Raw genomic sequence first — 18,039 nt, 5'->3', positions numbered from 1 at the left:
CGGTCGGGCAAGAAGCCCCGTGCCGGTTCGCCATGACCGTGTGGCAGGCGTGTTCGGCAAGCGAAAACCGAGGGGCGTAGTCATCTATTCCGACTGGGCTTTTGCCGCGCCGTTCCGCATATCGGAATTTGACCGGGCTCGTTGCAGGCGTCATCGCGTCCTCAGGCGGCGCACCATCAGGCGCCCCGAGAAGCCTTCGCAGGGAGGTTCGCTGCGGGTGCGCAACAGGCTGCAACCATTGCACCTTGGATCGACATCGCGGCTGTTCCATGATCAGCCTTTGCCTTCCCAGGTAGCCGCCATGTCTCGATTCTCGCGCCCCTCGGCTTCGGCGCTCGGCCGCTTTCTGCAGCTGGGCGGCACCGGTGCGCGGATCGCCGGCAATCTGCTGGTGCAACGCATCACGCCGGGCAAGGCGCGCATCGACTGGCAGCCGGTGGGCGAGCTACTGGGCGATGCCCTTGGCCAGATGAAAGGCCCGGTGCTCAAGCTGGGCCAGCAGGCTTCGCAATGGCAGGACCTGTTGCCCGAACCCATCAGCGCGGCGCTGGCGCGCCTGCAGAATCAGGTGCCCTCGCTGCCGTTCGCCGCACTGGAAGCCAACCTGCAGCGGCTGTATGACGGCCGTCTCTACGACCTGTTCGAATCCATCGAACCGACGCCTGCCGCGGCCGCTTCGCTGGGCCAGGTGCACCGCGCCCGCGATCGCCAGGGCAGGGCGTTGATCATGAAGGCCCAGTACCCCGGCATTCACGCGATCTGCGAAGCGGACCTGCGCCAGTTGCGCCGCCTGATGCCACTGGGGCGTCTGTTCGGTACGCCACCGGCGCGGCTGGAGGCGGTCTACACCGAGCTGCAGCGAGCTATCGGCGAGGAACTGGACTATGCCGCCGAACGCGAAAACCTCGAAGCCTTCCGCGCACACTTCAGCGGCTGGCCCGGCATCGGCATTCCCTTCGCTGCCAGCGAACTCTGTCGGCCCGGCGTGCTGGTGCTGGAGGACCGCCCCGGGCGTTCCATGGCCGAGGTCGAACAGGCGCCCGCCGATGTCCGCCAGCGCCTGGCCGAAAGCCTCTGCCAGTGGCTCGCCGAGCAGGCGTTCGGTCTGCAGCGGCTGCACACCGATCCGCATCCGGGCAACCTGGCCTGGACCGAGCGCGGCGAACTGGTGGTCTACGATTTCGGCAGCGTGCTGCGCCTGGAACCGCGTCTGCTGGCCGGTTACGTACAGATCTTCGAGGCGCTGCGCGGCACGTCCAGCGAGGCGCTCGAGGCGGGCTTCCAGATGCTCGGCGGACGTCAGCCTGGCAGCATGCCGCCGCACGGGCTGTATCGGCGCATCTACCTGATGCTGCACCCGTTGTTGCAACCGGGCGCGCAGTGGGACTTCCGCGAAGCAGCCTTGCATCAGCAACTGTCCGAACTCTTTCCGTTGCTGATGTCCGCCCTCGGCAGCCTGCAACCGGCCTCCGGCACCTTGCTGATCAATCGCACCCTTGAAGGTCACTACTGGAACCTTTACCGCCTTGGCGCCCGCCTGCCCATCGCCGACCTGCTCGCCGGGCATATCGAGCGCTGGCGAAGCGGTGCCCCGCGCCCCTGAACCGCCGGAGATCGCCATGCCGTTGCAGTCATTTCCCCCAGGATTTCGCGCGCTGGTCATCGGCGCTTCCGGCAGCATCGGCGCGGCGCTGGTCGCTGCCTTGCAGGCCGACCCGCGCTGCGCGACGGTGATCGCGCTCGGTCGTGGGTCCGAACCGGCGCTGGACCTCGCCGATCCGGTCAGCATCGAGCGGGCCGCGAACGCGGTGGCGGGGCAGGGGCCATTCCACCTGATCATCAACGCTGCCGGCGTGCTGCACGGCGCGGATTTCATGCCGGAAAAGCGCCTTGCCGATCTCTCCCAGGCCCAGCTGCTCGCGACTTTTCAGATCAACACCTTCGGGCCGGCGCTGCTGCTGCGTCACTTCTGCGGGCTGCTGGACCGTCAGCGCGGCGTGCTCGCCATGCTCTCTGCCAAGGTGGGCAGCATCGGCGACAACCGTCTTGGCGGCTGGTACAGCTACCGCGCCTCGAAGGCCGCACTGAACATGCTGATCAAGACGGCGTCCATCGAGGTGCGCCGCAGCCAGCCCAATGCCGTGCTGCTGGCGTTGCACCCGGGCACGGTGAACTCGGACCTGTCCCGACCCTTCCGTGGCGCCGAAATCGGCCGTCCGCCCGCGGATGCCGCGCGGGATCTGCTCAGGGTCATCGACAGCCTGGGGCCCGAGGCGAGTGGCGGGTTCCATGCATACAGCGCAGAAGTGCTGCCGTGGTAGGGCCTCTCAGCCAACCGGGGTGGCGATTGCGCGGGCTACGGTTTCGGCCAGCAGTTCGAGCGAGAAGGGTTTGGTCATGAGTTGCATGCCGGGGGCCAGGCAGTCGAGGCGGGTCGCGGCCTGTTCGGCGTAGCCGGTGATCAGCACCACCGGCAGGCCAGGGCGCCGTTGCTGAAGCATTTCGGCGAGCTGGCGGCCGTTGAGCCCCGGCAGGCCGACATCGGTCAGCAGCAGGTCGAGCGAATCGAGCTGTGCGGCGACTTCCAGGGCGCTCTGACTGTCGGCGGCCAGGTGCACACGGTAGCCGAAATCCTCGAGCGCGCTCTGCAGCAGCGGCCGCACGGTGTCGTCGTCCTCGACCAACAGTACCGTGCGCCCGCCCCCTGCACCGGGAACGCGGCTCGTTGCCGCGGCCGATTCTTCCCGCGCGTCGGCAGGCGCCGCTGGCATGTGCAGGGCGACGCGGGTCCCCTTGCCCTGGCAGCTGTCGATGGTGATGAAGCCGCCGCTCTGGCGGACGAAGCCGTAGACCATCGACAAGCCGAGCCCGGTACCTTCGCCGAGGGGCTTGGTCGTGAAGAAAGGCTCGAACACCTTGTCCACCAGGGCCGCTGGGATGCCAATTCCGGTGTCGATGACGCGCACGCACAGGTATTCGCCGGCCTGCACGCCGTGGCGGGTGGCCTGCTCCGCTGGCAATTCCAGGCGCTGCGTCTCGATGCGCAATGTGCCGCCGTCCGGCATGGCATCCTGGGCATTGAACGTCAGGTTGAGCAGGGCGTTTTCCATCTGGCTGGGGTCGACCAGGGCGAGCCCGGCGGCCTCGTCGATGGCCAGCTCGAAGCGGATGGTTTCGCCCAGGCTGCGCTGCAACAGCTCGGCAAGCGAGCGGATCAGCGGATTGACCGCGGTCGGCCGGGTCTGCAAAGGCTGGCGGTGGGAGAAGGCCAGCAGGCGCTGGGTCAGGGAGGCGGCGCGCTGCGCCGAGCCATGTGCCGCATCGAGATACCGCGGCAGGTCGTCATGGCGACCGGTATCCAGGCGCAGGCGAATCAGATCCAGCGCACCGATGATGCCAGTCAGCATGTTGTTGAAGTCGTGTGCGATGCCGCCGGTAAGCTGGCCGACGGCGTCCATCTTCTGAGAGTGGCGCAGTTGTTCCTCTGCTCGGCTGCGCTCCTGGACTTCGACGGTCAGTTGGTCGAGCGCCTGCTGCAGTGCCTGGGTTCGCAGCTCGACCTCCTGCTCGAGCTGCTGATTGAACTCGCGCAGCATCTCCTCGCTGCGCCTCTCGGCATCGACGTCGATGATCACTACCGCCGCGCCCATCGGCTGCTCGGTGTTGTCATAGAGGGGCACGCCGCTCAGGCGCAGCCAGCGTTCGCCGCCGTTTTCGGGGTAGTACCGGTAGTCCTGGTCATTTACCTGCTCGCCGCGCAGGGCACGGGCACCGACGTACTGGCTCGGCGGTATGACCTGCCCCTGGCTGTCCAGGCCTACCCAGCGCCGCGCTCGCTCGGGCGCCGTCGAGGGAATCTTTCGATTGGGCACGTACTCGTCGTACTTGGGGTTGCTGAGCAGCGTATTGCCGTCGGCATCGATGAAGCAGACGCCGATCGGAAGGTTCTCGATCAGTCGCTCGAAGCGGGTTCGCTCATCGACTTGGGCGGACTTCTGTCGCTGCCGGGCGAGCCGCTCCCGATGCAGCTGTATGCAGGTGGCGAGGCAGCTGAGCAGCGTGGCGGGCCCGACCGGTTCTTCGAGTACCACGAAGTCGCTGATCGCCGACGGCAGGCGGGCACGGAGCACAGCATGGGGCTCGGTGCCGGAGCCCAGCAGGATGAACGGAATGGCTCCGCCGGCCGGCAGTTGCCCGAGCGCGGCGCTGAGGTTATCCAACGGCCCCGCCGCCAGCTCGTCGGCGAGCAACACGACGTCGACCGTCTCGTCGATGCGCTGTGCCAGGCTCGTCTGGTCAGTGCAAAGGCCGACGCTGTAGCCCTCGGCGGCCAGCAGCGCGGCGAGCTCGCGCCGTTTGTCGCTGTCGCGCATGCCGAGAACGATTCGCTTTGCTTCCGCAGTTTCGCCTGCCATCTGTAACGTGCGCCTTGTCTGGTTGGTGGTCCGATCAGGGCTCCCGATCGATCGGACATAGCTCGACGCGGCTGCCGGTGTCGGGCAGTGCGAAAACAGGTCCGTCCTTGGGCGGACTGCCGACAAGCGAGAGTGTTCCCAGGAGCTGCATGGTCACCCGCTTGAGCACGGCATGGTATTGGTGAACGCCGGTGGGAGATAGGAGCCTGCGCCAAAGGGCCGCTAGACGGCCCGAACGTGTTCTGGACGTCTGCGGGTCTGTCGATCCGGTGCAGCGTGCCACGCGCGACCACGTCGAATTGGCTGCGGACTCGCCTGTCTGCTACAACGCACGTCAGCCCGGCGACCCGCGGCATCTGGCCGGTCAGATGGGCTACGAGACGACAGGAGCGCTTCCGATGATCGATCTGCCGCTGATGCTTGCCTTTATCGCAGCCGCGTCCCTGCTGACCGTCACGCCGGGTGTGGACACGGCCATCGTGCTGCGGACGGCCACGCTGGAAGGGCGGCGGCAGGCGGTATTGGCCGCGGCGGGTATCTGTCTGGGTTGCCTGGCATGGGGGGTGGCGGTCTCGCTCGGGCTCGGCGCGCTGCTGCAGGCCTCGGAACTTGGCTATACCCTGGTCAAGTTCGCTGGCGCCGCCTACCTGATCTGGCTCGGCTCGCATCTGCTGTTCAAACCTCGCGCCTCGTTCGACGCGGGCACGCTCGAGGCGCCTTCTGCAGCGAGGGGTCAGGCCTTCTGGCGCGGCCTGCTGACCAACCTGCTCAACCCCAAGGTGGGCGTGTTCTACGTCACCTTCCTGCCCCAGTTCGTCCCGCTCGGCGCGGATGTGGCCGCCTATTCGTTCTTCCTGGCCGGCCTGCATGTACTGCTGACCCTGGCCTGGTTCGCCATCCTGATCGCGGCAACGATCCCGCTCGGCAGACTGCTGCGCCGTCCCGCGCTGACCCGGGCGCTGGACCGGCTGACCGGTGGAGTGCTGGTGGGGTTCGGGGTGAGGCTGGCGGCTTCGAGCGGACCGTAGGGAGCGCGAAAAGCTCCGCTTCCGCGCTCTGGGGCTGGAGAACGGTTTAGGAAACGCAACGTCACGCTGCACAGCGCCATCGAACTGGTGCGTCTAGGAAGAACGCTGCTAGGTGGCACGCCTTTGCTTTCGTTGATCAGGCTTGGGTGGCGGCCTGGACCAGGGAACCAGGCATGTAGAACGAAAGTCTTACAGCCCATGCGCCGGCGCCTCGAGGCCAATTCCGAGCGTCGGTACGGAGCTGCCTTTCGCGAGTACATGGAGGTGAATCGTGAACCAGACCAGTTGCCCGGCTCCCAACGGTGCAGCCTCGAATATCGCCACAGGTCGATCCCATCGATTGGGTGCGCGGTGCCACACGGTATCGTGGTCCAGTCGTTTCTACGCTGGAAGTTGGCCATTTCCCTTGAATCACTGTTCCGCGATTTGTTCGTCGGGATGAATCGCCAATGCTCGCTAGACGCCGACTCGCTTAAGGATATGGCTAATGAAGATGTTAATTACCGGAAGTAATGGTCAGGTGGGGCGCAGTTTGGTCGAGGAGGGGGCCAAGAGGGGATTGGACCTAATAGGCCTCGGTAAAGCGGAACTTGATGTCAGCTGTCCTCGATCCGTTGCGAATGCAGTGAAATTGGCGAATCCGAACCTGATCATCAACGCCGCCGCGTACACCGCCTAGATGCCGCGGAGGAACAGGTCGAGGCGGCATATCGCGTAAACCGAGACGGTGCCCATCAGTTGGCCAAGGAAGCGCAGCGCCACGGTATTCCACTCTTTCATCTTTCGACAGACTACGTTTTCGACGGAGCACTGGCGCGACCCTATGTCGAGAGCGATCAAACGAACCCTATTAGCGTTTATGGTGCGAGCAAACGGGCCGGGGAACTCCAGGTTCAGCAGTTTGAAAAGCACTTGATCTTAAGAACCAGCTGGGTGTTCGGCAGGCATGGAAGCAACTTCGTGAAAACGATGCTGCGCCTGGCAGGTGAAACGGAACTACGCGTCGTCGACGATCAGGTTGGCTGTCCGACCAGTGCGGATCGGATCGCGTCGGTTTTGCTCGACCTCGCATTGCGTTATCAGGCAGACGGCAAGCTTCCGTGGGGGCTTTATCACTACAGCAGCCAGCCTGCCTGCTCATGGTTCGAATTTGCCCAAGCCATTTTTGAGCAAGCGGTCCGCGCGGGGATCGTCCGGCACCCACCTCGATTGACGCCTATCGCTACCGAAGCCTATCCAACCCCAGCGAAACGTCCGGCTTGGTCCGTGCTGGATTGCAGTCGTTTTACGGAGGCTTTCGGCATCCCCCCTGCGCTGTGGTCCGTGGATCTGGAGGCAGTCATCGACGCTTTGAAAAGCCCGTGTGGCCTGTTCGATGAGGCAGTTTCGGCATAGTGAGTGACCGCTCAGATCGCGCCGCTGAACGGTCATGATTTCCTGGAACTTTTTCTTACACGTTCAAGTCGGACTCATAAGGAGCTCATGGGGGACGGGTAATGCCGTCGCCGGGCGAGCATCCGCTGATGGACCGAGGATGCCGCGACACCTGATGGATGCTAGTGCCGCGACCGAAGTGCACGGACCCTTGGCGATGATCCGCCTCCGCCGAATGGCGGCCTGAGCAGCGATGCACGAACGCTGAGCGGGGAATAGGGAAGATGCTTTTCAATTCAATGGAATTCATTGCCGGCTTTCTTCCGGTGGTGCTGATTGGATTCTTCGTGCTGACCGGGTCGGGCCGACAGCGGCTCGCGGTGATCTGGCTGACCGTCGTCTCGTTGGTGTTCTACGGCTGGTGGAACCCGGTCTACGTACCGCTGCTGGTCGGCAGCATGCTGGTCAACTATCTGCTCGGTGGCTACCTGCGCCGGCACCCGTCGCGCCGTATCCTGGCATTGGCAGTGGCTGCCAATGCGCTGCTGCTTGTCTATTACAAGTACACCGGCTTTCTCTTCAGCACCCTGGATGCCGCGCTGGAACTGGGCTGGCGCGTCGAGGACATCATCCTGCCGCTGGCCATTTCGTTCTTCACCTTCCAGCAGATTGCCTACCTGGTCGACGCCCATGATGGCGTAGTGGAAGAACACGACTTCGCCAACTATTGCCTATTCATCAGCTTCTTCCCGCAGCTGATCGCCGGACCGATCACCCACCACGGTGAGATGCTTGCGCAGTTCAACGACCGCGACAGCTTCCGCGCGCGCATCGACAACCTGTCGCTGGGCGCCACGGTGTTTTTGCTCGGCCTGTTCAAGAAGGTGGTGATCGCCGATACCCTCGCGCTGAAAGCCACGCCGGTCTTCAGCCTGGCCGCCGACGGCACCGTCCCGGCGTTCTACGACGCATGGACCGGCGCGCTGACCTACACGCTGCAGATCTATTTCGACTTCTCTGGCTACAGCGACATGGCCATCGGGCTGGCGCTGCTGTTCGGCATCAGCCTGCCGGCCAACTTCAACAGCCCGTTCAAGGCGCGCAACGTCATCGACTACTGGTCGCGCTGGCATATGACGCTGACGCGCTTTCTCACCGCCTACCTCTACAACCCCATTGTGCTGCGCGTGACCCGTGCCCGTATGGCAGCCGGCAAGCCGCAGCCGCGCCGCGGCAAGATGACACTTGGCACCTTCCTCGCGCTGGTCGCCTATCCGACAGTATTCACCATGTTCATCTCCGGCGTCTGGCACGGCGCCGGCTGGCAATTCGTGGTGTTCGGCCTGCTACATGGCTTCTACCTGGTGGTCGCCCATGGCTGGCGCGCCTGGAAAGTACGCCAGGGCTGGAAGCTGGACAGCGAGGTCTGGTGGCATCAGGCGCTGGCCGTGCTGGTGACCTTCCAGTGCGTGGTGGTGGCGATGGTGTTCTTCCGCGCCGCCGACGTGCCGGCCGCGCTGGCGGTCCTCCAAGGCATGCTCGGTTTGAGCCCGGACAGCGTGCACATGGACCGATCGGACTTCGCCTATATCGCCGCGCTGCTGGCGTTCGTCTGGGGCATGCCCAACGTGCAGCAGTGGATGGGCCACTTCCGCACAGCACTCAACTATCAGGCCCAGCTTCATTGGACTGAACGGCTGCTGCCAGTCAGCGCCTGGCGTCCATCGGCAATCCACGGCATGGCGGTAGGTGTGCTCGGTTTCTTCGCCCTGGCGATCGCCTTTTCCATGGCGCCGACCGAATTTCTCTACTTCCAGTTCTGACCACGACAAGGAGTCCCGGCATGCAACAACTCTCCTGGCTACCGCCGCACCCTGACCTGGCCAGCGCAATCGGCCAGGCCAAGCGCATCGACGACCCACTGCAGCGGCTAAACGAAGCCGCTCGGCTGGCGGCATACCAGCGTGACTTCACGCTGACCGCACGGCTGGACAAGCTGGCCACCGCCGGCATCGAGCAGCATGCAGCGGCGGCACGACTGACGCCGCTGCGCGTGGCGCTGCTCGCTTCGCATACGGTGGACCACCTGCTGCCGACCATTCGCATGGCCGGCCTGCAGCGGCGCCTGGCGCTGTCGCTGCACGTTGCGCCTTACGGCATGTACCGCCAGGCGCTGCTGGCCGATGACCCGGCGCTGAACGCCTTCTCCCCCCAACTGCTGGTACTGGCGCTGGACGCCCATGACGCGCCGCTGCAACTGCCCTTGCACGCAGGCCAGGCGGAGGTGGATGCCGCCGTCGCAGAGCGCGTCGACGAGCTGCGCCTCCTTTGGCGCCGGGCCCGCGAGCGCTACGCCGCGCAGGTGGTGCAGCAAACCCTGGTGCCGGTCGCGCCGCCATTGTTCGGCTCTTACGAAGCACTGGTGCCGGCTTCGCCGCGGGCAGTCATCGAACGCTTGAATGCGGCTATCCGCGGCGCTGCCCGCGAGGATGGCGTGCTGCTGCTCGATTTGGCGTGGCACGCAGCCGCTTATGGCGACGGCCTGGCCGACCCGGTGCGCTGGTACCAGGCCAAGCAGCTGGTCAGCCCGGCCTTGGCCCCGCTTTACGGCGATCATCTGGCACGGATAGCGGCCGCCACGGCGGGGCTGTCGCACAAGTGCCTCGTGCTCGATCTGGACAACACCCTGTGGGGCGGTGTGATCGGTGATGACGGTATCGACGGTATCCAGCTCGGCCAGGGCAGCCCCAGCGGCGAGGCGTTTCTCGCCTTCCAGCGCTACGCCGCGCAGCTGGCACGCCGTGGGGTGATCCTCGCGGTGTGCAGCAAGAACGACCTGCACGTCGCCGAGGCGGCATTCGCACACTCGGAAATGGCGCTCAAACGCAGCGATATCGCAGCTTTCGTCGCTAACTGGGAAGACAAGGCCGGCAACCTGCGGCGCATCGCGAGCATGCTCGATATCGGTCTGGATAGCCTGGTGTTCGTCGACGACAACCCCGCCGAGCGCGACATCGTGCGCCGCGAGCTGCCGGAAGTCGCCGTACCGGAACTGCCCGACGATGTCGCCGATTACCCCGCACGAATCGCCGCCGCAGGTTATTTCGAGGCCGTGTCCTTTACCTCCGATGACGCCGAGCGCGGCCGCAGCTATGCGCTGAATGCCGAACGCAAGGCCGCGCTGAACCAGGCCACGGACATGGAAGGCTACCTGCGCGGGCTGCAGATGGTGCTGCGCGTCAGCCGCATCGGCAGTGCAGAGCTGGCCCGCGCCACGCAGCTGATCAACAAGACCAACCAGTTCAATCTCACCACCCGCCGTTATACCGAAGCCGAAGTCGAGCGCATGGCCAGCGATCGGCAAGCCATTGCGCTGGCCCTGCGGCTGGAGGACAAGTTCGGCGATAGCGGCCTGATCAGCGTAGTGCTGGCGCGACCGGATGCAGCCATCGAGGCTGACGAACTGCTGATCGACAGCTGGCTGATGAGCTGTCGCGTGCTGGGCCGCCAAGTCGAGTCGGCGGTGCTGGACGTGCTGGCCGATGCAGCCGCGGCTGCCGGCTGGCGTGCCCTGGTTGGCGAATACCGCCCCACCGAACGCAACGGCATGGTCGCCGAGCACTATCCGCGACTGGGCTTCGAGCAGCGCTCAGCCCCCGATAACGCAACCCCCGATGCCAGTTTCTGGCGCTGCGAGCTGGCGTCACGCCTATCCATAAACCACCACATCCAGGTGCAAGCATGAACGAAAAGGAAATTCTCCAGGCGCTGACCCAGGTTTTTCACGACGTGTTCGACGATGACGACATCGTCCTCACGGCCGAAACCACGGCCGACGACATCGATGGCTGGGACAGCCAGGCCCATGTCCTGCTGATCGTGGCCGCCGAGCAACGCTTCGGCATCAAGTTCCGCACTGCTGAGCTGGAGTCGCTGAAGAACGTCGGCCATTTCGTGCAACTGATCCAGAGCAAGCTCGGGGGGCGTTGAGCCATGAGCGCAACTGTCGATAGCGGCCGGGGCGGCTCCGCCCGGACCGGAGCTGAACGGCAACAGGTGCGAGCCAGCTATCTGCTGGGGGTGTTCGCTGGGCTGTTCGGAATGCTCGGCGCCTTTGCCGCACTGCTCGCATGGCTGCACCACAGTGACAACCTGCCACCGCCGGCTTTCTCCAACAGCCTGTGCGTGGATGAAAAGCTGCGTTTCCTCCGGCACAACCCGATCGATCAGCCCAACCTGCTGGTCATCGGTTCATCAGTCGCCTGGCGTCATGTCGACGGTGACGTGCTCAGGTCGAGCGCCCCGGAGCTGCGTCCGTTCAACGGCGCCTTCTGTGGCCTGCATGCAAACCAGTCTGCCTATGTCGCCGACTGGTTGCTGGATCGCCAACCGAGCATTCGTCAGGTGGTGATGATCGTCGACCCGCTGGACTTCGCCGGCTGCTGGAAGGTGCCGGACGCGGTCTTCGACCGGGAAGATGCCGACCACTATGTCTATCAGCAGGCCTCGCGCTGGGGCTATTACATGCGCTATTTCTCGCCGCGTTCGCTGTTGCGCAACGCCCGGACAATCAAGGCTCAACGCGCCAACGAGATCGAATGGGACCCGCTGGTATTCACGCGACACGGCGACGGTCCATTGGAGCCGCGCGCCGATCGAGGCCTTTTCTATGGCGAGCCCGACCCGCTGGACAATAGCTGCTTCGCAGCGCTTGGACGGCTGTCCGAGCGGCTTCGACAGGAGCAGCGGCAGCTGCTGGTGGTGTCCACGCCGCTGCATCCGCAGTGGAAGGTCAAGTTCGATGCCGACGGCCACTTCCTCGCCCGTTTCGATACCAAACTGAGCGCGGCCATTGCCGGACACGGTGGCGCAAAGTACTGGAATGCCGATCAAGAGTGGCTAGCGCCGCCCGGTGCGTTCGTCGATGCGATTCACCTTCGCTGGTCCGCCGTTCATGACTTTTCCGAGGCATTGGCCGACCAGCTGCGCGAAGCCGAACAGGCACGGCTTGGCGAGTCGGTACTGGCTGGCAGCGGCGTGTACGGTGCGCCCTGAGCAAACCTCGGCAAACGTCGCGAGGTCGGAGATGAGTAACGGAACGAGTCCGGCCAGTTGCTCGTCCTGCCGTATGTGGCACGGAGCCGCCGGTCGTCAGGTCGCATCGGGCGTGCGTGCTGTGGTATGGTCCGCGCCCTTTGCAATTCCGACCGACGTACCGACCGTATGAACGTTCCGACCCGCTCTGCCTGGCTGCCTACGCCGCCATAGCGAAACGCCCCACCATTCGATTCGGCCCATCGCGGCTGACTCGCCTCGCTGCTGCAGCGATCCGACCGCGCCCGTGCGGCCGTCAGTCATGCCTATATCTCGAACACGACGCGTTCTGAACGCCACTTTGCATGGTGCGGTTGCGTCCCTTGCCTTGGATTTACCAATGTTGCAATCGATCAAACACAACTGGCTCTCAAATATCCGTGGTGACGTGCTGTCTGGTCTCGTCGTCGCGTTGGCCCTGATTCCGGAAGCCATTGCCTTTTCCATCATCGCAGGCGTGGACCCGAAGGTCGGGCTGTACGCGTCCTTCTGCATCGCCGTGGTAATAGCCTTTGTCGGCGGCCGCCCAGGCATGATTTCAGCAGCCACCGGGGCCATGGCCCTGCTGATGGTCACGCTGGTAAAGAACCACGGTCTGGAATACCTCCTGGCCGCCACGCTGTTGTGCGGGGTGCTGCAGATCATCGCCGGCTACCTGCGGCTCGGCTCGCTGATGCGCTTCGTCTCGCGCTCGGTGGTGACCGGCTTCGTCAATGCGCTGGCGATCCTTATCTTCATGGCCCAGCTACCGGAGCTGACGAACGTCACCTGGCACGTTTACGCCATGACGGCCGCGGGCCTGGCCATCATCTACCTGTTCCCGTACGTGCCAAAGCTCGGAAAGGTCATTCCGTCGCCGCTGGTGTGCATCCTCAGCATGACGGCGGTAGCCATGTACTTCGGCCTGGACATCCGCACCGTCGCCGACATGGGCGAGCTGCCCGATACGCTGCCGGTTTTCCTCTGGCCGGACGTGCCGCTCAACCTCGAAACGCTGGCCATCATCTTCCCTTACTCAGCGGCGCTGGCCGTGGTCGGCCTGCTGGAGTCGCTGATGACCGCGACCATCGTCGATGACCTGACCGATACCACCAGCGACAAGAATCGCGAGTGCAAGGGGCAAGGCGTCGCCAACATCGCAGCGGGCATGCTGGGCGGCATGGCTGGCTGCGCCATGATCGGACAGTCGGTGATCAACGTGAAGTCGGGTGGGCGCACGCGTCTGTCCACGCTGGTCGCCGGTGTTGTGCTGCTGTTGCTGGTTGTCTTCCTGAGCGATTGGGTCGGGCAGATCCCCATGGCCGCGCTGGTGGCGGTGATGATCATGGTATCCATCGGCACCTTCAGCTGGGACTCGGTGCGCAACCTGCGTCGGTATCCGCTGTCGACCAATATCGTGATGGTCGCCACGGTGGTCGTGGTTGTGTTCACTCATAACCTGGCCTATGGCGTTCTGGTTGGCGTGTTACTGGCCGCGTTGTTTTTCGCCAACAAGGTTGGCCACTACCTCTCGGTGAGTTCCGAATTGAATGAAGCGGCGGATCACCGTACGTATACCGTTGCCGGCCAGGTGTTCTTCAGTTCGGCGGACAAATTCATCAACGCGTTCGATTTCAAGGAGGCGATCGCCAAGGTCACGATCGACTTGCGCCGCGCGCATTTCTGGGACATCACCGCGGTCGCTGCACTGGACAAAGTGGTGATCAAGCTGCGCCGGGAAGGCACCGAAGTGGACGTGCTGGGTCTTAACGAAGCCAGCGCCACCATCGTCGACAGATTCGGCGTGCACGACAAACCCCACAGCGCCGACGAGTTGATAGGTCACTGAGCCGAGCCGGCACCGCTGCGGGAATACCGGTGCCGGCTATTAGGTGCGATTGCTCATGTCGGCAGTGGCAAAAGGGGTCACGGCAGCGACTTTCGAGTTGGACGATGAAGGCCGAAGCAGTTCGGTCGGGGCAACCGGATCCATGGGAGTTCAGCTCTCTGGAGTGACCGAGGGTGGCGCTCGAAAAAGGATGCTACACATTCCTCCCTCGATCCTCGGCACTGCAGCGCTTTGCGGTCTAAAACTCGGGAACTGCGTTCGCCGTGTCGGACGCCCAGCCATTCTTCGCTGAGGAGCCATGATCATGTCCCTATCGAGCCAAAGCCGAACCGCCCGCCATGAGATCTTTATGGCGCGCGAAGCGCTTCATCGTTTCGCCCTGACGCTGTGCGTGACAGCGATGACGCTGTTCACGACGCAGGCCTTCGCGCATCACGGCTGGGCCTGGGCCGAAGAAGAGCAGTCGGAGTTGAAGGGCACGATTGCCGAGATCTCGATGGCGCCACCTCATCCGGCCCTGCGCGTGAAGGCAGAAGACGGCCGCATATGGCAGGTCGATCTGGGAAATCCGAACCAGACGAAACGTTCAGGCTTTACCGGCGATACCGCCAAGGTGGGCGATGAAATCACCGTGCTCGGCAACCGCACCAAAGAGCCGAACGAAGCGCATATGAAAGCCGTCCGCATCACCGTCGGCGGCAAGCAGTACGACATGTATCCGGAACGCATCGGGCAATGACGACAGGGCCATGACAGCTTTCCTGCAGGCGATTGCGGGCTGGCCCGGTGCCGTCTTCCTGCAGGAATACTGGGTCGCCTATCTCGTCGTCAACGCTGCACACATCCTTGGCATAGGGCTGCTCCTGGGCTCGATACTGCCGTTGGATGTGCTCCTATTGCGGTCTGCGCACGGCCGCGATCTGTCGGGCCTCGGCCCCTTTCTCGTCCGAGCGGCGGCAACGGGCGCCACGCTGGCGGTGGTGACGGGGCTCTGGTTGTTCTCGGTGAACCCCGTGGCGTATGCGGACAATCCTGCCTTCCTCTGCAAGGTCGCACTGCTCCTGCTGGCCATCTGCAACATTGCACTTCAGCATCGCGGCGAACACTTTCATGCCGCGCTGTATGGCGGGCCGCCGAGGATGCGCGTCCGCGCGCTGGCGGCCACATCCGCCACTCTGTGGCTATCCATACTGATAGCGGGTCGCTGGATCGGCTTTGTCTGAAACGCAGATGGCGCTGCAGGCGGCCGTAAGGCGCTTAAGAAGACCGCTGCGCCTGCTAACCGGCTTCCAACACCGGCATGACCCGCTCCAGCCGCGGACAAGCCCACTCCACAAATGCCCGCACCCGTGGCGACAGTTGCAGGCTGTGCGGGTAGACGAGCTGGATCGGCAGGTCCTTCGGTTCGTAATCCTTCAGTAGCCTCACCAGGCGGCCATCGGCCAGTTCGTCGGCGATCTGATAGTGCATCAGCCGGGTGATGCCCAGGCCCTGGACGCAGGCAAGGCTCGCGCTGCGGATCTGGTTACAGGTCAGGCGCGGGGTGATCTCTTCGACCTGTTCCCTGTCGCCGTCGCGGTAGTACCAGTGCCGGCCCTGGGCGGCGAAGAGGATGCAGGCGTGCTCCTTGAGCGCGGCCGGGGTGTCGATTGGCGGGCTGCTGGCGAGGTATTCCGGGCTGGCGCAGGTGACCAGCCGGGTGGTGCCGAGCGGGCGCGCGACGAGGGTCGAGTCGGGCAGGTGGCCGATGCGCAGGGCGAGGTCGAGGCGTTCGTCCAGCAGCGGGACGATCTGGTCGTTCAGGTTCAGCTCCACCTGTACCTGCGGGTGTTCCTTGAGAAAGGCATTCACCAGCGGCGCCAGGTAGCGCTGGCCGAACTCCACCGGGGCGGTGAGGCGCAGTAGGCCGCGAACGCTGCCGTCCTGCGCGTCCAGGCGCTGCTCGATGTCGGCGAACTCGGCAAGCATGCGTCGGCTCCAGGCCAGGTATTGCGCGCCTTCGTCGGTGAGGGCCATGCGCCGGGTGCTGCGGTTGAGCAGGCGCACACCCAGGTGGCGCTCCAGCGCGGCCAGCGAGCGCACCACCGATGCCACGGACTGGCCGCTGGCGTCGGCCGCCGCGCTCAGGCTGCCGTTGTCGACGATCCTCACGAAATTGGCCATCGCCTTGAGCTTGTCCATTACCACCTTCGATCTGTGCGATTGCTGCAGGGGTATTGTCAGGTCCGCGGCATAGCTGGGATGCGCAGGGCGGCGGACACTGTCCCGGACCGACGACTTCCGGAGTTTCGCACATGACCCCACCATCCAGCCCCGCTCGTATCCTCGCCTATGACCACATCGGCATCCGTGTCAGCGACCGCCGTCGCGCCATGGCCTTCTACCAGGCGCTGGGCTTCGTCGAGAGCGCCAGCTTCCCGCTGTTCGAGGCCAACGAGATGCTCAGCCCGGACGGCGTGCGCATCAACCTGATCTTCAACGGCGCGCGCACCCGCGACGCGCACAACGTACTGCTGGATGCGCCGGTCAAGCGCCCGGGCATGACCCATCCGGCCTTTATCGTCGATGACCTTCAGGCGCTGCAGCGCTGGCTGGGCGAAGAGGGCATCGTCATCACCGAGGGGCCGCATCACATCGGCCCGCGGCGGATCGCGCTGTTCATCCGGGACCCGGACGGCAACGTTCTCGAATTCAATCAGCTCGTCGAAGGAGATGCGCAATGAAACTGTACGACCTGGAAGCTTCCGGCAACTGCTACAAGGTGCGCCTGTTCGCGGCGCTGGCCGACATTGAACTGGAACGGGTGCCGGTGGATCTCGCCAATGGCGCGCACAAGAAGCCGCCGCTGTCCGAGATGAACCCGCTGCGGCAGGTGCCGGTGCTCGAGGACGACGGCCATGTGGTTCGCGATTCCCAGGCGATCCTGGTCTATCTCGCCGGTACCTACGGCGGCCTGGCCTGGTGGCCGGACCATGCCCGCGGGCAGGCCGAGATCGTGCAGTGGCTGTCCTTCGCCGCCAACGAGGTGCAGCACAGCCTGAGCGCTGCGCGGCTGGTGGAAAAGTTCGGCTACCCGCTGGACAAGGAAGCGGCGCTGGCCAAGGCGCCGGCGGTGCTCGCGCTGCTCGATGCGCATCTGGAAACGAACGACTGGCTGGCGATGGGGCGACCTACCATCGCCGATTGCGCGGTCTACCCTTACGTGGTGCTGGCGCCGGAGGGCAGCGTCGACCTCGGACCCTATGGCAACGTGGCGCGCTGGATGACCCGGCTGGAAAGCCTGCCGGGCTATCTGCCGCGGCCCTGACCTGCCTTCAGGCTGGCTCTTGCCCCTCGGCCTTCAGGAAGTCGACGAAGGCCCTGAGCGGCGAGGGCATGTGGCGGCGGCCGTGGTAGTAGAGGAAGGGGCCGTCGAAGGACTGCCACCAGTCCTCGAGGATGGGCGTCAGGCGCCCATCGGCCAGCGGCTCGCGGATGAAGTCCTCGAAGGTGTAGATGATCCCGAGCCCATTGATCGCCGCGCTGGTCTTCAAATCATGTGAGGAGGTGGCCAGCTGGCCTTGCGGCGGTACACGCAAGGTCCGGCCGTCCTTCTCGAACTCGAACACGCCCAGCTTGCCGCTCTCGAAGCGATGGCCGAGCAGTTGATGCCCGGTCAGCTCGCTGGGGTGGCGTGGCGTGCCGTGGGCGGCGAGGTAGGCCGGTGCGGCGGCGGCCACGAAGCGTTGCCGGCGCGGTCCGATGGGGATGGCGATCATGTCCTTGGCCAGGCTTTCTTCGTAACGCACACCGGCGTCGTAGCCCGCCGCGATGACGTCGATGAAGGTGTTCTCCATCACCACCTCGACGTTCACCGCCGGATAAAGCTTGAGGAAGCGGCTCAGCAGGTCCGGCAGCACGAAGCGCGCCACCGGGACCGGCACGTTCAGCTTGAGGGTGCCGACCGGGCGCTGGGATTCGTCGTCGAGGTCGTTGAACGCGGCGTGGATCTCTTCCAGCGCCGGGCGCAGGCGCTCGAGCAGGCGTTCACCGGCGGTGGTCGGGGTGACGCTGCGGGTGGTGCGGTTGAGCAGGCGCAGGCCGAGGTCGCCCTCCAGCCGGCGCACGCAGTCGCTCAGCGACGAGGCCGACATGCCTCGGGTCTGCGCGGCAGCACGAAAGCCACCGGCCTCGACCACGGCAGCGAACAGCGCGACGTCACTCAGGTTGGGTTGGCGCATGGGAACTCCGCAAGCCATTCGGTTGTACGGATAGTCGTACAGCCTGTCCAATTTTGCCCGGATTATCACCTGATTTCCGT

At 64.7% G+C, this 18,039-nt stretch carries 15 protein-coding genes and 1 pseudogene; 13 read left to right on the top strand and 3 right to left on the bottom strand.

The genetic code is table 11. The annotated features are described in order from the left end of the window. Positions 1-301 precede the first annotated feature (301 nt). Complete coding sequence (locus PSTAB_RS14520) at positions 302-1,603, top strand: ABC1 kinase family protein (RefSeq protein WP_013983514.1); 1,302 nt, start codon at positions 302-304, stop codon at positions 1,601-1,603. A 16-nt stretch (positions 1,604-1,619) separates the two neighbouring features. After that, the gene (locus tag PSTAB_RS14515; protein ID WP_013983513.1) at positions 1,620-2,321 is read left to right on the top strand and encodes an SDR family NAD(P)-dependent oxidoreductase; all 702 of its coding nucleotides are present in this window, start codon (positions 1,620-1,622) and stop codon (positions 2,319-2,321) included. Between the two features lie 6 nt (positions 2,322-2,327). On the opposite strand, the gene PSTAB_RS14510 is transcribed toward PSTAB_RS14515, so the two are convergent. Next, entirely contained in the window at positions 2,328-4,415 is a 2,088-nt protein-coding gene (locus PSTAB_RS14510) for a hybrid sensor histidine kinase/response regulator (RefSeq protein ID WP_013983512.1), read from the bottom strand. A gap of 398 nt (positions 4,416-4,813) precedes the next feature. Between PSTAB_RS14510 and PSTAB_RS14505 the strand changes: the two genes are divergently transcribed. From PSTAB_RS14505 to PSTAB_RS14465, 9 genes and pseudogenes are all read left to right on the top strand, one after another. Further along, positions 4,814-5,443, top strand: coding sequence for a LysE family translocator (locus PSTAB_RS14505; RefSeq protein ID WP_013983511.1), 630 nt, complete (start codon positions 4,814-4,816; stop codon positions 5,441-5,443). 487 nt (positions 5,444-5,930) lie between these two features. Continuing rightward, a pseudogene (gene rfbD / locus PSTAB_RS14500) lies at positions 5,931-6,838 on the top strand (dTDP-4-dehydrorhamnose reductase). A gap of 263 nt (positions 6,839-7,101) precedes the next feature. Further along, complete coding sequence (locus PSTAB_RS14495; protein ID WP_013983509.1) at positions 7,102-8,640, top strand: MBOAT family O-acyltransferase; 1,539 nt, start codon at positions 7,102-7,104, stop codon at positions 8,638-8,640. Between the two features lie 20 nt (positions 8,641-8,660). Continuing rightward, a complete protein-coding gene (locus PSTAB_RS14490; RefSeq protein WP_013983508.1) occupies positions 8,661-10,562 on the top strand; it encodes an HAD-IIIC family phosphatase in 1,902 nt (633 codons plus the stop codon). After that, positions 10,559-10,807 carry an acyl carrier protein gene (locus PSTAB_RS14485; RefSeq protein ID WP_011913978.1) on the top strand — a complete coding sequence of 83 codons (249 nt, stop codon included), beginning with the start codon at positions 10,559-10,561 and terminating at the stop codon, positions 10,805-10,807. Before PSTAB_RS14490 ends, PSTAB_RS14485 begins: the two co-directional genes overlap by 4 nt. A 66-nt stretch (positions 10,808-10,873) precedes the next feature. Next, positions 10,874-11,872, top strand: a complete 999-nt coding sequence (locus PSTAB_RS14480) for a hypothetical protein (protein WP_013983507.1) — start codon at positions 10,874-10,876, stop codon at positions 11,870-11,872. A 379-nt stretch (positions 11,873-12,251) separates the two neighbouring features. Further along, on the top strand, positions 12,252-13,739 hold the full coding sequence (locus PSTAB_RS14475) for a SulP family inorganic anion transporter (RefSeq protein ID WP_013983506.1): 1,488 nt from the start codon (positions 12,252-12,254) through the stop codon (positions 13,737-13,739). A 304-nt stretch (positions 13,740-14,043) separates the two neighbouring features. Then, complete coding sequence (locus PSTAB_RS14470) at positions 14,044-14,478, top strand: DUF6152 family protein (RefSeq protein WP_232244007.1); 435 nt, start codon at positions 14,044-14,046, stop codon at positions 14,476-14,478. 10 nt (positions 14,479-14,488) lie between these two features. Further along, complete coding sequence (locus PSTAB_RS14465) at positions 14,489-14,962, top strand: hypothetical protein (RefSeq protein ID WP_013983504.1); 474 nt, start codon at positions 14,489-14,491, stop codon at positions 14,960-14,962. A gap of 55 nt (positions 14,963-15,017) precedes the next feature. Here PSTAB_RS14465 and PSTAB_RS14460 read toward each other — a convergent pair whose 3' ends face one another. Next, positions 15,018-15,920 carry a LysR family transcriptional regulator gene (locus PSTAB_RS14460; RefSeq protein WP_013983503.1) on the bottom strand — a complete coding sequence of 301 codons (903 nt, stop codon included), beginning with the start codon at positions 15,918-15,920 and terminating at the stop codon, positions 15,018-15,020. A 113-nt stretch (positions 15,921-16,033) separates the two neighbouring features. Between PSTAB_RS14460 and PSTAB_RS14455 the strand changes: the two genes are divergently transcribed. Together PSTAB_RS14455 and PSTAB_RS14450 are read left to right on the top strand one after the other, a co-directional pair. Next, positions 16,034-16,462: a VOC family protein gene (locus PSTAB_RS14455; protein ID WP_013983502.1), complete on the top strand. Its 429-nt coding sequence runs from the start codon at positions 16,034-16,036 to the stop codon at positions 16,460-16,462. After that, positions 16,459-17,046 (top strand): glutathione S-transferase family protein, encoded by a 588-nt coding sequence (locus PSTAB_RS14450; RefSeq protein ID WP_013983501.1) that lies wholly within the window; start codon positions 16,459-16,461, stop codon positions 17,044-17,046. The genes PSTAB_RS14455 and PSTAB_RS14450 overlap by 4 nt, the downstream gene beginning before the upstream one ends. A gap of 7 nt (positions 17,047-17,053) precedes the next feature. Here the strand turns inward: PSTAB_RS14450 and PSTAB_RS14445 are convergent, their stop codons facing one another. Beyond that, positions 17,054-17,959, bottom strand: a complete 906-nt coding sequence (locus PSTAB_RS14445) for a LysR family transcriptional regulator (RefSeq protein ID WP_013983500.1) — start codon at positions 17,957-17,959, stop codon at positions 17,054-17,056. Positions 17,960-18,039: the final 80 nt, after the last annotated feature.

The organism is Stutzerimonas stutzeri, from assembly GCF_000219605.1.
GTDB lineage: Bacteria > Pseudomonadota > Gammaproteobacteria > Pseudomonadales > Pseudomonadaceae > Stutzerimonas > Stutzerimonas stutzeri.
This window is presented reverse-complemented; position numbering and strand designations above follow the sequence as displayed.